The sequence below is a fragment of the Corynebacterium lactis RW2-5 genome, assembly GCF_001274895.1.
Classification (GTDB): Bacteria; Actinomycetota; Actinomycetes; order Mycobacteriales; family Mycobacteriaceae; genus Corynebacterium; species Corynebacterium lactis.
Window position 1 is genome coordinate 2,488,740 of record NZ_CP006841.1, and the last position, 20,226, is coordinate 2,508,965.

16 protein-coding genes are annotated in these 20,226 nt (G+C 62.2%); 6 read left to right on the forward strand and 10 right to left on the reverse strand.

Annotated elements, in window-relative coordinates; genetic code table 11:
* Window positions 1-113: 113 nt before the first annotated feature.
* Genes CLAC_RS11010 through CLAC_RS11020 form a run of 3 tightly spaced genes read left to right on the forward strand, consistent with a single transcriptional unit; the run spans window position 114 to window position 3,837 of the window.
* The gene (locus tag CLAC_RS11010) at window positions 114-1,280 is read left to right on the forward strand and encodes an acyl-CoA dehydrogenase family protein (protein WP_053412957.1); all 1,167 of its coding nucleotides are present in this window, start codon (window positions 114-116) and stop codon (window positions 1,278-1,280) included.
* Window positions 1,277-2,743 carry an aldehyde dehydrogenase family protein gene (locus CLAC_RS11015; protein ID WP_053412958.1) on the forward strand — a complete coding sequence of 489 codons (1,467 nt, stop codon included), beginning with the start codon at window positions 1,277-1,279 and terminating at the stop codon, window positions 2,741-2,743. Before CLAC_RS11010 ends, CLAC_RS11015 begins: the two co-directional genes overlap by 4 nt.
* The gene (locus CLAC_RS11020) at window positions 2,740-3,837 is read left to right on the forward strand and encodes a CaiB/BaiF CoA transferase family protein (protein WP_053412959.1); all 1,098 of its coding nucleotides are present in this window, start codon (window positions 2,740-2,742) and stop codon (window positions 3,835-3,837) included. The genes CLAC_RS11015 and CLAC_RS11020 overlap by 4 nt, the downstream gene beginning before the upstream one ends.
* Window positions 3,838-3,853: 16 nt before the next feature.
* Here the strand turns inward: CLAC_RS11020 and CLAC_RS11025 are convergent, their stop codons facing one another.
* Both CLAC_RS11025 and CLAC_RS11030 read right to left on the reverse strand, forming a co-directional pair.
* Entirely contained in the window at window positions 3,854-5,395 is a 1,542-nt protein-coding gene (locus CLAC_RS11025) for a PucR family transcriptional regulator (RefSeq protein ID WP_053412960.1), read from the reverse strand.
* A gap of 3 nt (window positions 5,396-5,398) precedes the next feature.
* Entirely contained in the window at window positions 5,399-6,247 is an 849-nt protein-coding gene (locus CLAC_RS11030) for a nitrilase-related carbon-nitrogen hydrolase (RefSeq protein ID WP_053412961.1), read from the reverse strand.
* Between the two features lie 131 nt (window positions 6,248-6,378).
* Here CLAC_RS11030 and CLAC_RS11035 point away from each other — a divergent pair, with 131 nt between their 5' ends.
* Together CLAC_RS11035 and CLAC_RS11040 are read left to right on the forward strand one after the other, a co-directional pair.
* Window positions 6,379-6,711 (forward strand): hypothetical protein, encoded by a 333-nt coding sequence (locus tag CLAC_RS11035; RefSeq protein ID WP_053412962.1) that lies wholly within the window; start codon window positions 6,379-6,381, stop codon window positions 6,709-6,711.
* Window positions 6,711-8,099, forward strand: a complete 1,389-nt coding sequence (locus CLAC_RS11040) for an alpha/beta hydrolase (protein ID WP_053412963.1) — start codon at window positions 6,711-6,713, stop codon at window positions 8,097-8,099. Before CLAC_RS11035 ends, CLAC_RS11040 begins: the two co-directional genes overlap by 1 nt.
* 31 nt (window positions 8,100-8,130) lie before the next feature.
* Here the strand turns inward: CLAC_RS11040 and CLAC_RS11045 are convergent, their stop codons facing one another.
* The 4 genes from CLAC_RS11045 to dnaK are packed head-to-tail and all read right to left on the reverse strand — an operon-like array spanning window position 8,131 to window position 12,280.
* Window positions 8,131-8,532: a heat shock protein transcriptional repressor HspR gene (locus tag CLAC_RS11045; protein WP_053412964.1), complete on the reverse strand. Its 402-nt coding sequence runs from the start codon at window positions 8,530-8,532 to the stop codon at window positions 8,131-8,133.
* Window positions 8,532-9,749, reverse strand: coding sequence for a molecular chaperone DnaJ (dnaJ, locus tag CLAC_RS11050; RefSeq protein ID WP_053412965.1), 1,218 nt, complete (start codon window positions 9,747-9,749; stop codon window positions 8,532-8,534). The genes CLAC_RS11045 and dnaJ overlap by 1 nt, the downstream gene beginning before the upstream one ends.
* 57 nt (window positions 9,750-9,806) lie before the next feature.
* A complete protein-coding gene (gene grpE, locus CLAC_RS11055; RefSeq protein ID WP_053412966.1) occupies window positions 9,807-10,433 on the reverse strand; it encodes a nucleotide exchange factor GrpE in 627 nt (208 codons plus the stop codon).
* Between the two features lie 2 nt (window positions 10,434-10,435).
* A complete protein-coding gene (gene dnaK, locus CLAC_RS11060; RefSeq protein WP_053412967.1) occupies window positions 10,436-12,280 on the reverse strand; it encodes a molecular chaperone DnaK in 1,845 nt (614 codons plus the stop codon).
* A gap of 405 nt (window positions 12,281-12,685) precedes the next feature.
* Here dnaK and CLAC_RS11065 point away from each other — a divergent pair, with 405 nt between their 5' ends.
* Complete coding sequence (locus CLAC_RS11065; RefSeq protein ID WP_245621877.1) at window positions 12,686-13,486, forward strand: YcnI family copper-binding membrane protein; 801 nt, start codon at window positions 12,686-12,688, stop codon at window positions 13,484-13,486.
* A gap of 66 nt (window positions 13,487-13,552) precedes the next feature.
* Here CLAC_RS11065 and CLAC_RS11070 read toward each other — a convergent pair whose 3' ends face one another.
* The 4 genes from CLAC_RS11070 to CLAC_RS11080 form a co-directional block, all read right to left on the reverse strand.
* The gene (locus CLAC_RS11070) at window positions 13,553-13,981 is read right to left on the reverse strand and encodes an SDR family oxidoreductase (RefSeq protein WP_053412968.1); all 429 of its coding nucleotides are present in this window, start codon (window positions 13,979-13,981) and stop codon (window positions 13,553-13,555) included.
* Between the two features lie 116 nt (window positions 13,982-14,097).
* Window positions 14,098-14,238, reverse strand: a complete 141-nt coding sequence (locus tag CLAC_RS12755) for a hypothetical protein (RefSeq protein ID WP_156324843.1) — start codon at window positions 14,236-14,238, stop codon at window positions 14,098-14,100.
* A gap of 252 nt (window positions 14,239-14,490) precedes the next feature.
* A complete protein-coding gene (locus tag CLAC_RS11075; protein WP_053412969.1) occupies window positions 14,491-15,165 on the reverse strand; it encodes a DUF3800 domain-containing protein in 675 nt (224 codons plus the stop codon).
* Window positions 15,166-15,178: 13 nt separating this feature from the next.
* Window positions 15,179-20,146, reverse strand: a complete 4,968-nt coding sequence (locus CLAC_RS11080) for a DEAD/DEAH box helicase (protein ID WP_053412970.1) — start codon at window positions 20,144-20,146, stop codon at window positions 15,179-15,181.
* Between the last annotated feature and the right edge of the window lie 80 nt (window positions 20,147-20,226).

Genomic DNA, 20,226 nt, shown 5'->3' on the forward strand with positions numbered 1-20,226 from the left:
GTCCCCACGCAGGCCCGGTAAGGCCGGCGCCCGTGACGTCGGCAAGCGGAAGAAAAACAAGACTTTCTCACTGACCAGAGCAACTACCTCAAGAATTGGAGATCTAGATTCACATGGCTACTTACACCCCGACCCAGCTCATTGGCCTCGACAACATGCTCACCCTGGAGGAGCGCCAGATTTGCGACACCGTCCGCGAGTTCTGTGACCGCGACCTGCGTCCGCACATCGAGGACTGGTTCGAGGACCACACCATCCCGCGCGACCTCGGCCCAGTCTTCGGCCAGATGGGCGTGCTGGGCATGCACCTGGACGGCTACGGCTGTGCGGGCACCTCGGCTGTCGCATACGGCCTGGCATGCATGGAGCTGGAGGCTGTCGACTCCGGTATTCGTTCCTTCGTGTCGGTTCAAGGCTCGCTGGCCATGTACGCAATCCACCGCTGGGGCTCCGAGGAGCAGAAGCAGCAGTGGCTGCCGCAGATGGCCGAGGGTAAGGCCATCGGCTGCTTCGGCTTGACCGAGCCGGACTTCGGTTCTAACCCGGCGGGCATGCGCACCTACGCCAAGCGCGACGGCGACGACTGGGTCATCTCCGGCTCGAAGATGTGGATCACCAACGGTTCGCTCGCGGATGTCGCCGTGGTCTGGGCGAAAACTGACGACGGCTACGCCGGCTTCCTGGTGGAGAAGGACACCCCGGGATTCACCACGCACGACATCGCCCGCAAGATGTCGCTGCGCGCGTCGATCACCTCCGAGCTGGTGCTGGACAACGTACGCGTGCCGGACTCGGCCCGCCTGCCCGAGGTCAACTCCCTGCGCGGCCCGCTGTCCTGCCTGAACGAGGCCCGCTTCGGCATCATGTTCGGCGCTCTCGGCGCCGCCCGCGACTGCATCGACCAGACTCTGGAGTACGTCAAGGAGCGCCAGGTCTTCGACAAGCCGCTGTCCTCCTACCAGCTGACCCAAGCCAAGCTCGCCGACATGGTCCTCGAGCTGGACAAGGGCATCCTGCTGGCGCTGCAGCTCGGCCGTCTGAAGGACGAGGGTAAGCTGCCGCACGAGTCGATCTCCTTGGGCAAGCTGAACTCTACCCGCGAGGCCATCCAGATCGCCCGCACCTGCCGCACGCTGCTGGGCGCTTCCGGCATCACCACCGAGTACTCCCCGATTCGCCACGCCAACAACCTCGAGTCCGTCCTCACTTACGAGGGCACCGCCGAGATGCACCAGCTGATTCTCGGCAACGCTCTGACCGGGGAGGCTGCGTTCCGGTGACAGCACTGCTAACTCATTACATCGGCGGTCAGTGGGTCGCCGGCGAGGGTGACTCGCTGTCCTCGGTGTCCCCGTCCCGCCCGGATGTCGTCGTGGCCGCAGGCCGCTTTGCGACGTCGGCCCAGGTGGATCAAGCCATCGATGCCGCCGCCGAGGCCGCCGCCGGCTGGGGGTCCCTCCCCTACGCCGAGCGCGCGAAGGTGCTGACCCGCGCCGCCGAGATTCTCCGAGCTAATGCCGAGGAGTGGGGCCGCGAGCTCTCCGCGGAGGAGGGCAAGACGGCGCCCGAGGGCATCGGCGAGGTTCAGCGCGCCGCAGCGATCCTGGACTTCCAGGCCACGGAGGCCGTCCGTGAGGCCGGGGAGATTTACCACTCGCCGCGAGCCGGGGAACGCATCGAGGTTGTCCGCAAGCCGGTGGGCGTGGTGTCCATGATCACGCCGTTCAACTTCCCCATCGCTATCCCAGCGTGGAAGGCTGCACCGGCACTGATCCACGGCAACACGATTGTGTGGAAGCCCGCGCACTCTGTGCCTCTCCTTGCCGTCCGCCTGACCCAGGCGCTCGACGAGGCAGGACTTCCCGCTGGCGTGTTGAACCTGGTCATCGCACCTTCTGCCGAGGCGTCCGCAATGCAGTCCGACCCGCGCATCTCGGCCCTGACATTCACCGGCTCCACGCGCGTCGGCCGCATGATTGCGTCGCGGTGCGCCTCGGTCGGCATCCCGGTCCAGGCTGAGCTGGGTGGCAAGAACCCGGCCGTCGTGCTTGCCGATGCCGACCTGCCGCATGCGGCAACCCAGGTCCTCAACGGCGCTTTCAACTCCACCGGACAAAAATGCACGGCGACGTCCCGCGTGGCGGTCGTGCGCGAGGTGGCCGACGACTTCCTCGCTGAGCTGAAAAGCCAGCTGGCCAGTCGCGTCACCGGCGACCCGCTGGCCGAGGGCGTGTCCATGGGCCCGATGATTGACGCCCGCAACCGCGACGAGGTGCTGGCCGCGGTCCAAAAGCACGCGGGCCCGGACTCCACCTCGGGCGCGAGGCTTCTGGTGGGTGGCAATATCCCGGAGGTCGTCGGCTGCGAGGGCGGCTACTTCCTGGAGCCGACCATCGTGGAGGTTCCGAACCGCGACCACTACCTGTGGAACGAGGAACTCTTCGCGCCCGTGCTTAGCTTCCTGGTTGTCGACGACGCCGCGGAGGCCTTCGAGGCCGCGGAGTTCGGCGAGTACGGCCTGTCCGCCGCGGTGTTCACCGACTCCCTGGCCGCGACGTTCAACGCCGTCGACCGCCTGGACGTCGGCATCCTGCACGTCAATTCCGAGACCGCGGGCGCCGACCCCCACGTGCCCTTCGGCGGCGCAGGGGCCTCCGGCTACGGCCCGAAGGAGCAGGGCCGGGCCGCTCGGGAATTCTTCACGCACACCACGACCGTCTACTTAGGAAGGTGGCCACGATGAGCGAAGGCGCACTAGAGGGCCTGGTCGTCGCGGATTTCTCCCGCGTGCTCGCGGGCCCGTACGCGACGATGATGATGGCCGATCTCGGCGCCGAGGTAATCAAGGTCGAGCGCCCGGGCGTCGGCGATGACACCCGCTCTTGGGGCCCGCCGTACGGCCCCGACGGGCAGGCGACCTATTTCACGTCGGTGAACAGGAACAAGTCCTCCGTGTCCATCGACCTATCCAGCCCCGAGGGGCTCGCGTCGGCGCACGAGCTGTGCGAGCGCGCCGACGTGGTGATCGAGAACTTCCGCCCCGGCACGATGGAGCGGCTCGGCCTCGGCTACGAAGAGGTCTCCGCGAAGAACCCTGGCGTGGTCTACGCGTCACTGTCCGGTTTCGGCGACGGCGAGGGCGCCCGCCTCGGCGGGTATGACCTGGTCGTCCAGGCCGTCGGCGGACTGATGTCGGTCACTGGTAACGGCCCCGGCGAGGAGGTCAAGGTCGGAGTCGCGCTTGTCGACGTCATCACCGGCCTACACCTGGCGTACGGCATCATGGCAGCGCTGCGCCACCGCGACCGCACGGGAGTCGGGCAGCAGGTCAAGACGGACCTGATGTCCTGTTCCCTGTCCTCGCTGGTCAACCAGGCTTCTGCGTTCCTCGGCGCGGCGAGGGTCGCAGCGCCGATGGGCAACAAGCATCCGTCGATTAGCCCTTACGAGGTCTACCCCACCGCCGACCGCAAGCTGGCTGTCGCCGGCGGAAACGACTCCATATTCGTGCGTTTCGCGAGGGTGCTGGGCCGCCCGGAGCTCGCCGAGGATCCAAAGTTCGCCACCAACCACGCACGCGTGGAAAACCGCGCTGAACTGCGCGAAGTCATCGTGGAACTGCTCGCCCAGCGCGGTGCGGACGAGTGGTTCCGCCTGCTTTCCGACGTCGGTGTCCCGGCGGGCCCGGTCAACAATGTGGAGGAAGCCTTCGAGTTCGCGGACGAGCTGGGGCTGGCCCCGAGGGTCGAGATCGACGGAGTTCCGAGCGTGCGCAATCCGCTGACTTTCTCGGCAACCCCGGCGACGTACCGGACGCCACCGCCGAGGCTGCAGTGAGCTATAGCGAAATGGTCTAGTGAGTGCGGAAGTGGGAGGCCTTGAACGCCAACCACAGCTCGGCACGTAGGTCCGGGTCATCCAGGTGTTTTCCGAGGACATCCTCCACCTGGTCGGCCCGGGCTTTCGCCGTCTGGCGATGAATTCCCATGGACCGCGCCATGGCTTCGTAGCGGCCGTTGGCGTCGATGAAGGCGCGGGCGGCGCCCAACAGGTTCGTGCCGTTGGCCTGGTCGTGTTCACGCAGCTGGCGATACGCGCCGCCGGTGAGCAGCTCGAGCGCGTTCGAGTCCGCGATTGCCCCCAGGATCAGGTCGTGGGCCGGCAGGTCGGCGATAGCGCGGACGGCCCCTCCCGCAAGGTCCTTGGGGACAGCGACCTCGGCCTGGTTGAGGGACAACGCGGCCTCAGCGAGAGGGACCGCGCTGCCGATGCCGATACGCACGTTCGGATGGACCCGGCGGATCTTCTCGTACAGAGTCATTACACCCGGGTGTTCTCGACCCCGGCCCATATCTCCGGCGCAGACGATTGCGTACCCCGATTTCTCGGGCCTGGCCGCGTAGAGAAACTTCCAGCCGAGGCCGTGGAGTTCCTCCGAGAGCCGAATCGAGTCCAGCTTCCGCGCGGCAATTCCAGTCAGGAAGAGCGCCGTGACCTGCGCGTCCGGGCGCAGAGAGAAGAGACCCAGCCGGTCGGCGTCCGGGGTTTCTCCCGACAGGATACCGATGAGCGCCTGCTGCCGGAGTCGCTCCTCCGCCTCGTGCACGGCCAGGCTGCGCGAAGTCGACAGCGAGATAATCGCCGCCGCGAAGCTGACCAGGAGGCGGTCGGACTCGTCGAAGTAGCGCGCCGCGTCGACCACCAGCGCCCCCTGCCTCACAAATGCGCCGTTCAGCGGCGAGACGATTCTGCTGCCCCGCGGGTTAAGCACCGACCTCCCCACCTGCGGCGAGTACGGCGGAGCCGGGGTGACACGCTCGAAAACGTTCTGCTCCTCGACCGGTTTCGCCGAGGCTTCGACAAGGCGCACCCCGTAGTTGTCGGTGACCACGACCACCGCGTCCAGGGACTTGGCCAGCTGTAGAGCGACCGCCTCCAGCCCCTCGCGCAGCAGCAGCGAGACCAGGTCGTTTTGAGCTGAGATGAGATCCGTCAGCTGACGAACTCGCGCCGCAGTAATGTCCTCGGCCACGGCGCGGACCACGGTGGCCAGGGGAATCTCCGCGGCAATGGCCAAGACCGGGAAGCCAGTTTCCTCCCCATATTCGACGAGGGCCCGGGGCACTTGCTCCCAGCGGCCTCCCGTGTCGACCGCGACCGCACAGGCTCCGGCCTTGCGCAGCGCCTCAATTTGACCTTTTTGCCCCTGCGAATCCTCCGGGAACTGGTAGCCGGCGGTCATCACGAATGTGCCCGGGGCAATCCACTTGTCGGAGTCAACGCGGTCGATTGCGTGCGCCCATTCCACCGGAGTTACCTCGGCGGCCTCCGCAGCCGCCAGCAGGGTCAGGCCCAGCTCCGGCCGCCGCGCCAGCGATGCAACGGTGAGCTTCATCCGCTAATCCCCATGGCGAATTTCCAGCACCGGAATCTCCTTGCGCACCCTAGCCAGGTCCGCCAGGTCGATATCCGCCACGATGAACTGCGGATCATAGCCGCCGGAGGCGATCACGCCGCCGTCCGGGCCGACCAGCATCGAGTGCCCAACACCCGTCGGCCCCTCGGCCTTTCCTGCCTTCGCCGCGCCGCCCGGACGCGCGGCACCCGTGGCCGCCACGAAGCAAGTGCTGTCCAGCGCACGGGCCGCCACCAGCGTCTGCCACTGCTGCACCTTGCCGTGCCCGTCATTCCACGAGGCCGGCAACACAATCACATCCGCGCCAAGCCCGGCGAGGTCCACGAACTGCTCCGGGAAGCGGATATCGAAGCAGGTGGCAAGGCCGATTGCGACCGAGGAGCCGTCGGCAAGCGGGATATCGCACACGACCTGCGAGGTGCCCGGCGCGACCGTGTCGGACTCGCGGAAGCCGTAAGCATCGAAAAGGTGAACTTTGTCGTAGAACTCGACTCCGGGGCCGTCTTCCTCCGGCCAGGCGAGCAGCAGCGAGTTGTAGACGCGGCGGCGGGTCTTGCCGTCCCGTTCGACCTCGTCCGCCGGACGGAACATGCCGACGGCCACGCTGACCTGCTTGGTCTGGGCAAACTCCGCAATTTCTCGCGCGAAGTCCTCGCTGGAGTCGTGAGCAACGGTGTCGAGCCTGCCCGTGTTGAAGGCCTTCATGGTGGCCTCCGGGAACACGATCAGGTCGGCGCCGTCCGCAGCACCCCGCGCGATGGCTTCCTTGACTGCCTCGAGGTTTTCAGAGACCTCTGCCGAAAGCTCCAACTGTGCCAGTGCGATACGCATGTCCTACAGGCTACCGGCTCCTGCGGATTAGCACGGAGGTTTTCCACAGGGGTGTTCTCCCGCGCGAGTTATCCACAGATTCGAGGTCGCCCCCTTCCGCGACGCCCAGTACGCCCCGCACAATCGAGTCCATGAGCGAACACATCACGGCTTCCGCCGCCGCACTTTTAGAACTTTCCCGCACCTACCAGGGTATTTCCCACCGCGTCTCGGGTCTTTCGGCTTTGGTGTCGGCCGCCCCAGAACGCGCTTCCGTCAGTGGCTGCTTGCCCGGCTCGCTGCTCGCCTCGGCAATTGAGAAGGCTTCCGGCGCGTGGGCCTCCTCCCTCTCCTCCGCCGCGCACGCTATCGAGGGGCTCGCCTTCGCAGCCGATTCGCTTGCCGACGCCACCACGGCCCATCAGCAAGAGCAGTCCCGTGGTTTCGGTGATGTTCTCGGATCTCAGGCGGGATCTCCGCGCTGATGGTTACGCTGACACAGGCGCTGAGATGGGATGCCGCGTCGCTATCGCGGGTGGGGCGGTCTTTGCAGGTAAACGGCCGCGCGCTGGATGCCGCGGCCGACGGGATTCTCGGCGCCCTGGGGTCGATTGGCACCGACAGCTTCGACGGGGCCAACCGCGTGAGTGCCGAGGGCGCGGCTTCGAAAAGTGCGGCGGAGCTGCGGCGCGGCAGTCTGGCGCTGGGCAGGATCGCGGACTCGTGCCAGGAGGCCTCCGTGAAGCTCGGCGCTGCGGTGGCCGGGTTGAGGGACGCGGTGGCGGAGGCGGACAGGCTGGGACTTTCGGTAGACCCAGTCGATGGGCACGTGGCCGAGGGGCCTGTCGGCAAGGGGCAGGCGCAGGCTGCGGGCCCTGCTCTTATGCTGCGGCTGGTCGAGCGCTGCCAGCGCCGGATTTCGGAGGCGCTAGCTCGCGTCCTCGAGATTGACCAGGTCTACGGCGCCGCGATAGCGGCTTTCGTTCCCTTTGATTCGCATGCGCCGGAGGCGGGGACGCCCGGGGGCAGCGGGGGCGTCGGAGACGGTGACAGTGCGGAGTCGCTGGCCCTCTCCCCTGCAATGGCCGATGCCGCCCGGTCGCTGGGGCTTCCCGCAGCGCGGGTGTTGGAGTCCTCGCCGGGGCATTCCGCTATTGCGTTCGGGGACGTCGATACTGCGAAGACGGTTATCACGCTCGTGCCGGGCACCGGTTCCTCGGCGGCCGGGGCGCATGAGCAGCTCAGTCGCGTCTCAGCGATGTTCGATGCGTCGGGTCGGCCCAGGGAGGATGTCGCCGTGGTGCTGTTTTCCTACGACGCTCCGCCCGCGCTGACCGAGGCAGCGAAGGCCGACTACCACGACCGGGCTGCGGAGCGACTACAGCATCTGCAGTCGGAGCTCTCGGCAAGGGGGCGTCCGCACGAGCAGGTGGTGGCCGGGTATAGCTACGGGGCGACGGTGGCGGCCCAGTCGACTCTCGGCCGGGGACTTTATGCGGATCGGGTGCTGCTGATTGCGTCGCCGGGCGTGGGGCCGGGGTTGCGCAGCGCTGAGCAGATGAAACTGCTGCGCAGCGATGGCACCGCGCACGAGAGCAAAGAAAATAGCCACCGCGTGGCGGTGGCTACGTCCCCTGCCGATCCGATTCGCATCGCCGCGAATGCCGGGGTCCACGGCATCGACCCGATCGATGATGACTTCGGCGCGCACCGGATGGACCTGAACCGGCCCTGGTACGAGTCGGCACAGACTCTATCTGAGTTTGCGGTGCGCCCCAGATTAGAACCGCTATTTCGCGCGCATACGACCCACTACTTCGACGATGAAATCTTCACGCGAGAGACCCGGAGGTGGCTGCGGCAGCCGACGTAGGTGCGCTGGAGCTGCTAGCGTGCCCGCCCTACTACGAGTCACGTTCGCGGCGGCGCCGCGACCGCGGTTTCCACATCACGACGGCGGTTGTGCGCGGGACGTGGACGAGCTCGCCGCGGGGCCTTCCGCGCTGCGCCTCGGCCCGGCTGAGTTGCTCCTTCAGCTCGGAGTTTTCCTGCTCGAGGTCGTGGACCTTCTGAGTCAGGTCGATGATTGCCTTGATCCCGGCGAGATTGACGCCCTCTTCCTGGCTGAGCCGCTGAATCTCACGGAGCAGCGCGACGTCGCGCTTGGTGTAGCGACGCCCGCCACCCGAGGTCCGCTGCGGCGTAACCAGCCCGAGCCGGTCGTAGTTGCGCAGGGTCTGCGCGTGCATTCCGGCTAGGTTCGCTGCGACCGAGATGACAAAAACTTCCGCGTTGCTGTCAGCCATTACTTCGCTCCGGCCCAATCTTCGCGGGGGTTGAACCCGCTGGCCCGCTCGGCCTCCACGTAGGAGCGCAAGGCCGAAGTGGCGTTATCGTCCAGGTTCTTCGGAACCTTCACGCGCACGGTCACCAGCAGGTCGCCGGGGGTGCCGTTGCGTTTCGGGATTCCTCGGCCACGCACCCGCAGAGTCCTGCCGTCGGCAGTGCCGGCCGGGACGCGGACGCGGATCTTGTCGCCCAGCGTCGGAACGGTAATGGTTCCGCCAAGCGCCAGCTCGCCGAAGCTCACGGGAACGGTTACCTCGAGGTCATTGCCGCTGCGGGTGAAGACCTCGTCTGGGCGCACGTGGACGGTGACGAACAGGTCACCTGCCGGGCGTCCGCGCAGGCCAGCCTCACCCTGGCCTGCGAGACGTACCTTCTGGCCATCGACGACGCCCGCGGGGACGCGGACCGTGATGGTGCGACGACGCGTGGTCACGCCGGTTCCGTTGCATTCCGGGCACGGGTGCTCGATGCGAGTACCCTGGCCACCGCAGTCCGGGCAGGGCGCGGAAAAAGCAAACGCGCCCTTCTGTTCCTTGGTGAAGCCACTGCCATTACAGGTCGTGCAGGTCACCGGGTGGGTTCCCGGCGCAGCACCGGAGCCGTTGCAGTTCGTACACGGCGACGGGTTGGTGAGCTGCAGAGGAATGGTCACGCCCTGGGCTGCCTCGCGGAAGTCGAGTGTGATCTCGGTTTCCACATCCGCGCCACGACGCGCCTTCTGTCGGCCGCCACCACCGGCTCCGGCGGCACCCCGGTTAACAAAGCCTCCGAGGAAGTCGCCGAGCCCACCGCTGCCGGCCCCGGCACCAGCACCGGCTCCGGCGCTGCCGAAACCTCCACCGAAGCCACCGCCGAAGAGGTCGGAAACGTCGAAATCGAAGTTTCGGGTACCTGCGCCGGCGCCCGTTCCGCTACTTCCGGGGAATCGGAAGCCACCGGCGAGTGCGGAGCGAAGCTCGTCATACTCACGGCGCTTGTCCTCGTCACCGACTACGGAGTAGGCCTCGGACACGCGCTTGAACTTGTCCTCCGCGGCCTGGTTGCCGGGGTTTTTGTCCGGGTGGTTTTCCCGGGCGAGCTTGCGGTAGGCCTTCTTGATCTCGTCATGTGACGCAGACTTAGAGACGCCCAGGTCAGCGTAATAGTCCTTCTCGGCCCATTCGCGTTGAGTCATGGTGCATCGCCTCCTTTACGAAAAATAATTCAAAACATCTACGTCACATGTCGCCGCTTACGCCGGGTCGCCGATGACGACCATCGCGGTGCGGACCACGCGATCGCCCAGCTTGAAGCCCTTTCGCAGCACTGCGGCCACAACCTTGTCGTCGCCCTGCGAGAGGTCCTGAACGGCCTCGTGGATTTCGGGGTTGAACTCCTCGCCCTCGGCGCCGAAGGCCTCGGCTCCCTGGGAGGTGAGCACCCCGCGGAACTTGTCCGCGAATGCGCGCAGCGGGGTTCCCTCGGCGAGGTCGCCGTGTTCCTCAGCGCGATCCAGGTCGTCCGCCAGCGGCAGCAGTTCGCCTACGAACTTTGCCTTGGCCAGCACACGATCCGTCTCGCGGTCGCGCTCGACGCGACGGCGGTAGTTGGCGAACTCCGCAGATAGTCGCTGCAGGTCCTCGGTGCGCTCGGCAAGCTCTTGCTTGGCCTGCGCCGCCGGGTCTACCTCCGCGCCCTCGGCGTCCGTGCCCTGGGCGCCCGCGTCCGAGTCCGCCAACTCGGAGCCCTCGACGACCTCGCCGTCGAGGACCTCGGCGTCGTCGGCAAGCCCGGCGTCAGCGAAGACCTCATTGACCTGATCGGCCAGGTTGTCCGGGCCCTCGGGGGTTGCCTGGTTTCCCTGATCCTGGTCAGCCATTTTTACTTGTCCTTCTCGTCCTCGTCGACGACCTCGGCATCGACGACGTTGTCGTCAGCGGCCGCGCCCTCAGCACCTGCGTCGGCAGCGGTTGCGCCCTCAGCGGCCTGAGCCTCGTAGATGGCCTTGCCCATCTCCTGGCTCTCGGTGGACAGCTTCTCGACGGCGGTCTTGATGGCCTCGATGTCGGAGCCCTTCAAAGCCTCGTCGACGCCCTTGGCAGCCTCTTCGACGCGGTCGCGGATGTCCTGGGAGACCTTGTCCTCGTTCTCCGAGGCGAACTTGCGGGTCTGGTAGACCATGGACTCAGCGGAGTTGCGGACTTCCTGCTCCTCGCGGCGCTTCTTGTCCTCGTCTGCGTGCTTCTCAGCGTCCTTAATCATCTGGTCGATCTCCTCCTTGGACAGACCGGAGCCGTCCTGGATGGTGATCTTGTTTTCCTTGCCGGTGCCCTTGTCCTTCGCGGTGACGTGGACAATGCCGTTGGCGTCGATGTCGAAGGTGACCTCAATCTGCGGGACGCCACGCGGAGCCGGCGCGATGCCACCCAGCTCGAAGGAACCCAGCAGCTTGTTGGCTGCGGCCATCTCGCGCTCGCCCTGGAAGACCTGGATCTGAACGCTCGGCTGGTTGTCCTCAGCGGTGGTGAAGGTCTCAGAGCGCTTGGTCGGGATGGTGGTGTTGCGCTCGATCAGCTTGGTCATCACGCCCCCCTTGGTCTCGATACCGAGGGACAGCGGGGTGACGTCGAGAAGCAGCACGTCCTTGACCTCGCCGCGCAGGACGCCGGCCTGCAGAGCAGCACCAACTGCGACGACCTCATCCGGGTTGACGCCCTTGTTCGGCTCGCGGCCACCGGTCAGCTCCTTGACCAGGTCAGAGACGGCCGGCATACGGGTCGAACCACCGACGAGGACGACGTGGTCGATGTCGGAGACAGCGATGTCGGCGTCGGAGATAACCTGCTGGAACGGCTGGCGGGTGCGGTCGAGCAGATCGGAGGTGATGCGCTGGAACTCGGTACGGGACAGGGTCTCGTCCAAGAACAGCGGGTTCTTGTCCGAGTCAACCGTGATGTACGGCAGATTGATGGATGCCTGCTGGGAGGAGGACAGCTCAATCTTCGCCTTCTCAGCGGCCTCGCGGAGGCGCTGCAGGGCCATCTTGTCCTTGGTCAGGTCGATGCCGTGGCTGGACTGGAACTTCTCAACCAGCCAGTCGACGATGCGCTGATCCCAGTCGTCACCACCGAGCTTGTTGTCACCGGCGGTCGCACGGACCTCGACAACACCGTCGCCGATCTCCAGCAGGGAGACGTCGAAAGTGCCGCCACCGAGGTCAAATACCAGGATGGTCTGGTCCTTGTCGTTCTTCTCCAGGCCGTAGGCCAGAGCAGCCGCGGTCGGCTCGTTGACGATACGCAGGACGTTCAGGCCTGCAATCTGGCCGGCCTCCTTGGTGGCCTGACGCTCAGCGTCGTTGAAGTATGCCGGGACGGTAATGACGGCATCCGTGACATCCTCGCCCAGGTAGGACTCCGCATCGCGCTTGAGCTTCATCAGCGTACGTGCGGAAATCTCCTGCGCGGTGTACTTCTTGTCATCAATCTCGATGGTCCAGTCAGTGCCCATGTGGCGCTTGACGGAACGGATGGTGCGGTCCACGTTGGTGACCGCCTGGTTCTTGGCGGACTGACCGACCAGAACCTCACCATTCTTAGCGAATGCAACCACCGACGGAGTGGTGCGCGAACCTTCGGAGTTCGCAATAACCTGAGCCTCGCCGCCCTCGAGGACAGAGACACAGGAGTTCGTCGTACCCAAGTCAATACCAACTGCGCGTCCCATGATGAACACCTTTCTGAAGAAGTGAAGATTTGCTCTTAAGTCTTACCCGCTCAAGTTTGCACTGACGTTTTCAAACTGTCAAGCAAACTTGAGCGCTTGCGACTCAATGCTTGTCATGCAGTGCAACGGACGGGAGCGCAAAGTTATTCCACCCGGACTCAACTTTTCTTGGGTTGCCGCTGTTTTTCCAGGTAAAGGTCCGAAATTATTTTTCGCTTTACGACGGATTCCTGCGCGGCGCCCGTCCACACAATGTGGCAACCCTCCGAGTTGAGCGTTTTAAACAAATTTCTTAGTGACCTTGGGAACTTTTGGCAGGCACCTTCCGACTAGTTTTCGTCCCGCTTTCGCACTCCGCGACGGGAAGAAGCCACGTACCTTCCTCACATCTTCTAGGAGTTCCCCGTGCCTTTTAATCGTTCCGCATTTAACTGCGCCCGCGCCCAGAGCCAATCCCGCGCGCCCCGCTACGCCCGGGCATCGCTGGCCGTGGCGTCGGCAAGCGCGGCAGCATGCCTCACTTTCCCAGCAGTCGCGTCCGCGCACGTTCACGCCAATCCGGACATGGCAACCATCGGAGGTTACACCGACCTCGCGTTCGGAGTCCCCCACGGCTGCGACGGATCCGCCACTACTAAGGTCGAGTTCAGCATCCCGGAGGAGTTCTCCAAGGTCACGCCGAACGTGAACCCGAACTGGACCATCGAAAAGACCACAGACGGCGAGGGCAAGGATGCCACGGTAAAGAAGGTCACATACACCGCGAAGACCCCACTGCCTTCCGATCAGAAGGACACTCTGACGCTGAGCGTGAAGGTCGCCGAGGATGCCAAGCCCGGTACGGTTTTGGTTCCGACCGTCCAGACCTGCGAAAAGGGCTCGGTCGAGTGGGCCTCGGCGAACCACGATGACAAGCACCCGGCCCCGACTGTTGACCTGATGGCGGAGGGCCCAGAGGGAGAGGCAGGTGCGGCGGGCAGCCACAGCCATGACCACGGCGACCACAGCCACGCGGGCCACGACCACTCCAGCCATGGTCATGGCGACCACGCAGACCACACCGCTACGGCCGAAGCCGATCCCGAGCACTCCGCGGACTCGCAGTCCAGCAACGGAAACCTTGGCGCTTGGGGGCTCGGCCTCGGCGCGGTTGGCGCGCTGACCGGCATCGCGGCGCTCGTCGTGGCACTGCGCAAGCGCGGCTAGCGCTCTCACCTTCGCAGTTAGGGGCTGGAGGCCAGCCTTACAGCCCCATACCGCCGGAGGCGTCGATTACCGCGCGATCCCAGCGCAGCCGCCAACGACTTGGTGAATGATTCCACCGCCGCCTTCGACATGGCGTAGGCCATCGCGCCCGCCGACCCCCTTCGCCGCGCCTGACGACGTATTCACGACGCGGGTCCCATCACAAAGCCGGTCCAGCCCGTGATGCACGATTGAATACGGCGCGACAGTGTTTACCTGCAGGTTCTTCTGCAGTACAGAGGTGCCCACCTTGACGATTCCACCAGCCAGGAACACTCCGGCATTGTTGACCAGGACGTCGATAAGCAGAGGCCCAGCGGTGTCGGAGCCGCCAGCTCCCTCAATACCGGACTCGGCGACTGCGGCATCGAAGGAGTCCCCAAAGGCCTTGCCCGAATCTTCGACGGAGAGGCCTGCGCCGAAGACGAAACCGCGCCCGCCCGAACCGAACTCCATGGCGGCCTCATTGACCAGAGAAAGCGCCTCGTACGCGGCATCGGCGTGGAGCCGTAGTGGATACCGACCGTGTAACCGCGGCGGACCAACCGGATGGCAATGGCGCGCCCCATCCCTCACGAGGCGCCGGTAACTACGGCTATCTTGCCTCTCACGGAAGACGTGCCGGTTGCCGGGGCGGTGGCTGTGTCGGCGATGGTCTCAGCGGTCGTGCCGGCGACGGAGTGCAGGGCGTTATTCTGCGCGTTTTCGTTCATACATCAACTAACACGGTGGTTGGAGGTAAAAATTCCGCGGCGTATGCAAAATCCCCGGGCGCATGCACAAAAGCAGAGGCGACACCGGGGCGTTCACTAGACACCGTATCACGCAATTCCACGAATGCCCGGCCTCACGTCCCCGAAAAATCTCTTGCAAACTAGCACCACTCGAGATAGATTCAAGGCGAAAGGTTCCACCCCGCTGATAAGAGCCCCTGGGCTTTCCGGAGTATCCGGTAGGCGGGGTGGTCACTTTTTGGGGCCAGCCCAATATATCTGCCGCCTCGAGTTGAACAAGTCGAACTGCGTCCAATCGTGGTTGTCAGACAACGCATCGAAGGCAGTCGTATCTTGGTTCTCAAGCATCCTGAACCAAGCCCAGGAAAAATAATCAGCAATTTGACCATTGAGGTCTTGCTTTACTGGGTGAAAAAGAACTTTGTACTCGAACTTTAGGTCCTTCAGCACTGGCTTAATGTTCTTTTGGAACGCATCACGCTCTTTACCGGTCAGCACCGAATCGAATACTAAAATTACCTGTTCAAAATCACTTCTTCGGTATACCTGATCAATCCACCGCCCCATGGCTTTAGCAAAAATTCCGAACAACGCAATTGAGTTTTGGCAGCTTGGGTAGGTGTATCTTTTATCAATCCAAAGGGTATGAACCTTAATTCCCTCAATCTCGCTGATTACATTAAGCACCCGACTGCGTGTTCCTTTTGAGTTCACCGTCGCATGGAATTCAAGATCCTCACTTCGTGAGGCCATGAGGTCATATTTCAGTTCCTGCATTTTCGCAGCAGAAACTGTTGGGATTGGTGTACAGACTGCAGTAACTAGGAAGTGAGTTGTCCCCTTGGGCTTGAACTGCATATCACCCGATTCGTCCATAAACACGAACAGTGTCTTCGCGTTGCTCATATTCCCAACTCCTCTACTTACTCACGCCTTCCAACCCATCCACAGTCCGCACGGTCTCCATCGCAACGCGCACCACACGACCAATCAAATCCACAATGTAACGCGGATTGCCCACCTCATCAGCCCAATCATTCGGGTCATTCACAATCCCGGAGGCCTTGTCCTTCTTCACCTGATAGCGGTCAATCAGCCACGCCACCGCGGACCGCGAACCCAGCATGTATTGATCAGCCTCCGTAGGAATCCCCGCGATGGTCACCTTCTTGTTGTAAATCAACTTGGTGACATCATTGACGCTCTTGCCAGTCTCCGGGTCCTTCCGCTTAGCCCACTTCATCTTCAGCACACGCCAGGTCTCACGGTCCGTCGCATCACCCTTGACGTCGACTTCCAACGGCCATGGCTCCACCGACTCGTAGCCGACATGCAGCGCCATCAGCTCCTTGCCTGCCGACGCGAACTTATCGAACTCCTCCCGCGAGGCAGGGGTCTCAATATGCGGCAGCATCTTCTTCAAATCCGCCCCGTACTTCGCGCGGTAGACCGGGTCATGCAACTTGCCGTAGACAAAGTGAAAAATGTCATCACCAGTGACATCGCCGCCCAGCGCCTCACGGTAGATCGCCTTGATCTCATCGGTGATGTTGTCCACGCGCACGTAGCCGCCCACGACTTCACCAATCTCACCGTAGGCGCTAGCCTCCCCTTGCTTGCCGACGGCACCTGTTCCGAACAATCCCCCGTCCTCGGCGTCGACCGGCGCCCAGGTGAAACGAGGGAAGAACTGGCCACCGGAGCCGGCGCCAGTCACATGTAAATCAGGAAGCAAGTTCGTCGCAATAACGGAGAATGGGACGGCTGAACCGTCTCCAACTTGGTAGAAGCCGATGTTGTGGTGCGCCGGAGTCGGAAACATCGACGGCAGTTGCGAACGTTCATGATTCAACATCGCGTCGTAATAGACCGATTGCGAACAGAATGGACGATAAAGACCAGCGACAATTCCCTCCGGAGCAAAATTGAACTCATCATTACGGAAAGCCGAGTTTCGTAGAGAACGACTCCACTTAATGTTTTTTGGAGCCGCAAACTGAGGCTGAGTCTTCAGAAATTCCGCGATAGCAGATTCGCCTTTTCCACTTTTGCTCGGGGCATCAACATGGAAGGCAGCACGAGCCTGCTCGTACGTTTCTCCCAGTTTCTTTACTTGGGCTTCGACGTTGCTCTTGTTAAATCCATAGACCCATGTATCTCGGCCAGTCTCAAGACCACGGGTAAAAATCGTGAAGAACTTCGTTGACGAGCCCTTCTTCTCACCCAACACCGGCCAAGTAGCAAACTCCTCCGACCGCTGATTCAGCCAATCACCCTCCTTGTTTGGCGTGATGGACTGCCACTCCATTGAAGGCACCGACGATGCTTTTACAATCTCCAGCTTCTCCTCGCGAGAAGCCCCATCCGGAGTCTGCACATAATGCAGATTGAAACCATTCTTCGCAGGGTCCTTCACTCCGATGAAAATCGAGATGGTTGTCTGCGAACCTGCACCAAAGATTTGACCACCTTCGGCCTTCCAGTTGGAATTACGCATGTTACCCCTCAGGTTAAACACGTAGAGATCCGTGAAGTCCTCCGCCATCGACAGGCGCACACCATCACCGGTATTGCCGTCAATCCAGCCGCCGTTGGACACAAACGCCACCACACCCGCATCACCAATACGGTCAGTCGCCCACCGGAACGCACGCAAATACGAGTCATACAGCGAGTTCTTATTCGTCGCCGTCGACCGCGCCGCATACGTCTGCCCAATCCGCGCATCCAGAGTCGGGTACTTCACATTCGCATTCAAATCATTCGCCGATTTCTGGCCTGCCGAATACGGCGGATTACCCACCACCACATTAATCGGCGCGGCCTTCTGCCGCTCAATCACCTCATTATTGCTGCGGAATACATTCAAATCAGGAATATCACCCTCCTCATGAATCTGAAACGTATCCGCCAACGCAATATTGGAAAACGGCACATACCCCGGAGCCTGCTCACCATCACGCAACGCCGCCTCCGCCACCAGGGCGTTATACGTGGTCTCAATATTGACCGCCGACACGTAGTAGGCCAGCAGCATAATCTCCGTCGCGAAAAGTTCGCTGGCGTATTTGCGGGCCAGGTCCTCAGGCTTGATTAGGCCCGACTGCAGCAGACGCACCGTAAACGTGCTCGTTCCCGCAAATGGGTCGAGGATACACACGCCCTCATCCGTCAACCCCCGCCCGAAATGCTCACGGGAGACATCATCAGCAGCACGCAAAATAAAGTCCACAATCTCCACCGGCGTATACACAATGCCCAGCGCCTCCGACTGCTTGCGGAAAGCCTTGCGGAAAAACCGCTCGTAGAGCTCCTTAATCACCTGCTGCTTACCAGACGCGCTCGTTACCTCAGACGCACGAACACGCACTGATTCGTAGAACTTCTCCAATGAATCAGTCTCAGTATCCAGATTCGCACCCGAAAGCGCCGCAACCATCGTCTCCATCACCCGCGCCACCGGGTTATGAGTAATGAAGTCATGGTTATCGAACAGCGCATTAAACACCGGCGCAGTAATCAAATGCTGCGACAACATCGAAATCGCATCATCCTCCGTGATGCCATCATTCAAATTGCCGCGCAGCCCCTCGACGAAACTATCGAACTCACCGCGTAAGGAAGCATCGGCACCATCGACAAGCGCCGTAATACGCGTGATCTGGTTTTCGGCGATGGTGGCAACATCATCAGCCCAATCCTCCCAATAGGTGCGTGTGCCAACCTTATCCACCAACTTGGTGTACATCGCCTCCTCCCACGCCTCCAAGGAGAACAACGCCAACTGCTGCGTGATGTCGGTGGAATCGGTAAACGTGTCCGGATTCTTCACCGAATCCTTTTCCGCATCCTCGAGCTTCTTGCGAGGGTTCGTGACCGTATCAACCTCAATCGGCAACTCCTTAACATCACCCTCATTCAGCGCAATGGAATTGACCTTCGCATTAAAACGATCATCATGCGCACGCAGCGCATTCAAAATCTGCCAGACAACCTTAAACCGCGTGTTGTCACCCAACGCCTGGGCAGGAGAGACATCCGGGGCCACCGCCACCGGCAAAATAATGTAACCGTAATCCTTGCCTTCGGATTTGCGCATCACGCGGCCAACGGACTGGACCACATCCACCATGGAATTGCGCGGATTGAAGAAAATCACCGCATCGAGCGCCGGCACATCCACACCCTCCGACAAACACCGAGCATTGGTCAAGATACGAGTCTCATCCTCCACGGCAGGCGACTCCAACCACGACAGGCGCGTACCACGCTCCAAGGCATTCATCCCACCATCAACATGCTGCGCCGCAACAGCCAGGTTTATGTTGTGCAGAGACACATCACCCAGCACCGCATGCTCTTTAAGCAGTTCTTGGTGGGTGGACACCAACGCCGGGAACGACTCCGCAATCTGGGTCGAGGTCTTAATATCCTTCGCGAACGCTACCGCACGCTGCATCGCCGCAGCACCCTCATCAAAACCGCCCCTCTTGCCCTGCAAGGCACCAGAACGCTTCGCCAAACCATTCCACGCACCAATCATCGCCGAGGCAAGGGTCAGGTTAATCTGGTTATTCTCGCTACGCGCCATGGCTTCGGCTGCAACGGACTCATCGACGGTCATGACCAGCACCTTGTAATCAGTCAGCAGCCCCTTATCCACCGCCTCACCAAAACCCAGGCGGTAAAACTCCGGGCCGTAGACGGCCTCATCATCCATCGATGCGAGCTCTGCCGAATGCTCGGCCGCTTTGCCCTTGACCGCCTCATCGAACAAACGAGGTGTAGCCGTCATATAGAGGCGCTTGGCAGCCTTGATGTAGGCGGCGTCGTGAATCTTGGTGAAGTTACTGGCCTCCTCACCAGCCAATGTCACACCGGTGGTGCGATGCGCCTCATCACAAATCACCAAATCAAACTCATCCAACCCCACCTGCTGTGCTGCATGCACCGCCGACAACGACTGATAGGTCGAAAACACAATATTCAACCCCTTCGCACGCTTACCAGAGGCAAACCGCTTCGCGATCTCCGCCCCATCAGTCGATACCGGGACTTCTAGGTCATAGGTGGCAATATCCTCGGCCTTGCGGGAGACCTTCGAATCCGAACACACCGCAAAGGTGCGCATATCCAGCCGCGCCTGCGCCGTCCACTCCTTCAGCGTCTGCGACAAAAGCGAAATCGACGGCACCAAAAACAGGATGCGAGCCTTACCGCCACGGTCTTCCGCCACCCGCTCCGCCAGGCGCAGAGCAGTAAAGGTCTTGCCCGTGCCACACGCCATAATCAGCTTGCCTCGGGTCTGCGTGGCAAAGCCCTCCATAGCCTTATCAATCGCCGCCTGCTGATGCGGGCGAGGAGAAAAGGTCTCCCGCTGGGACAGATTAATCTGGATCTCCGAGCCGGGGAAGGCCACGTCCCAGTTAATCGGTGATTCCGCAATCGCCGCGACACCAATACGCGACGTGGGGATAATCTGATCGGCCAGCGCGGCTTCAGCATGAGAGGACCACCGATCCGTGGTGGAGATAATCATCCGCGATGCGAAATGCCGCGGGCCATCCTCGGTGGCGAAAGAATGCCCAGAGGCCTCAAAGAAAGAATCCAGATTCGCCTTATCAATCCGAGTAGTCGGCAGATAAAACTTGCACTGGATCGCAGTCCAGGAGCCGTCGTCAATGCGGCGGGCGACAAGGTCGATTCCGGTGTCGGGTTTACCACCGTTGTAGCGCCAGTCCGACCAACGGTAGACCTCATCAAACTGGGCCCTCAAGGTCGGGTCAGTGCGGAAGTAATTGACCATCAGCTTTTCAAAAGCGATTCCGTACTTCGCTTTCGGCTGGTTTTCCCGCAGCTGTTCGAGGACCTCAGAAAACTTAGACATGTTGCCATTGTGTCTGAACACAATTCATTTTGGGTGATGCCACCAGCAAACATGAAAAAGCACGGACCGAACCGAAGGTA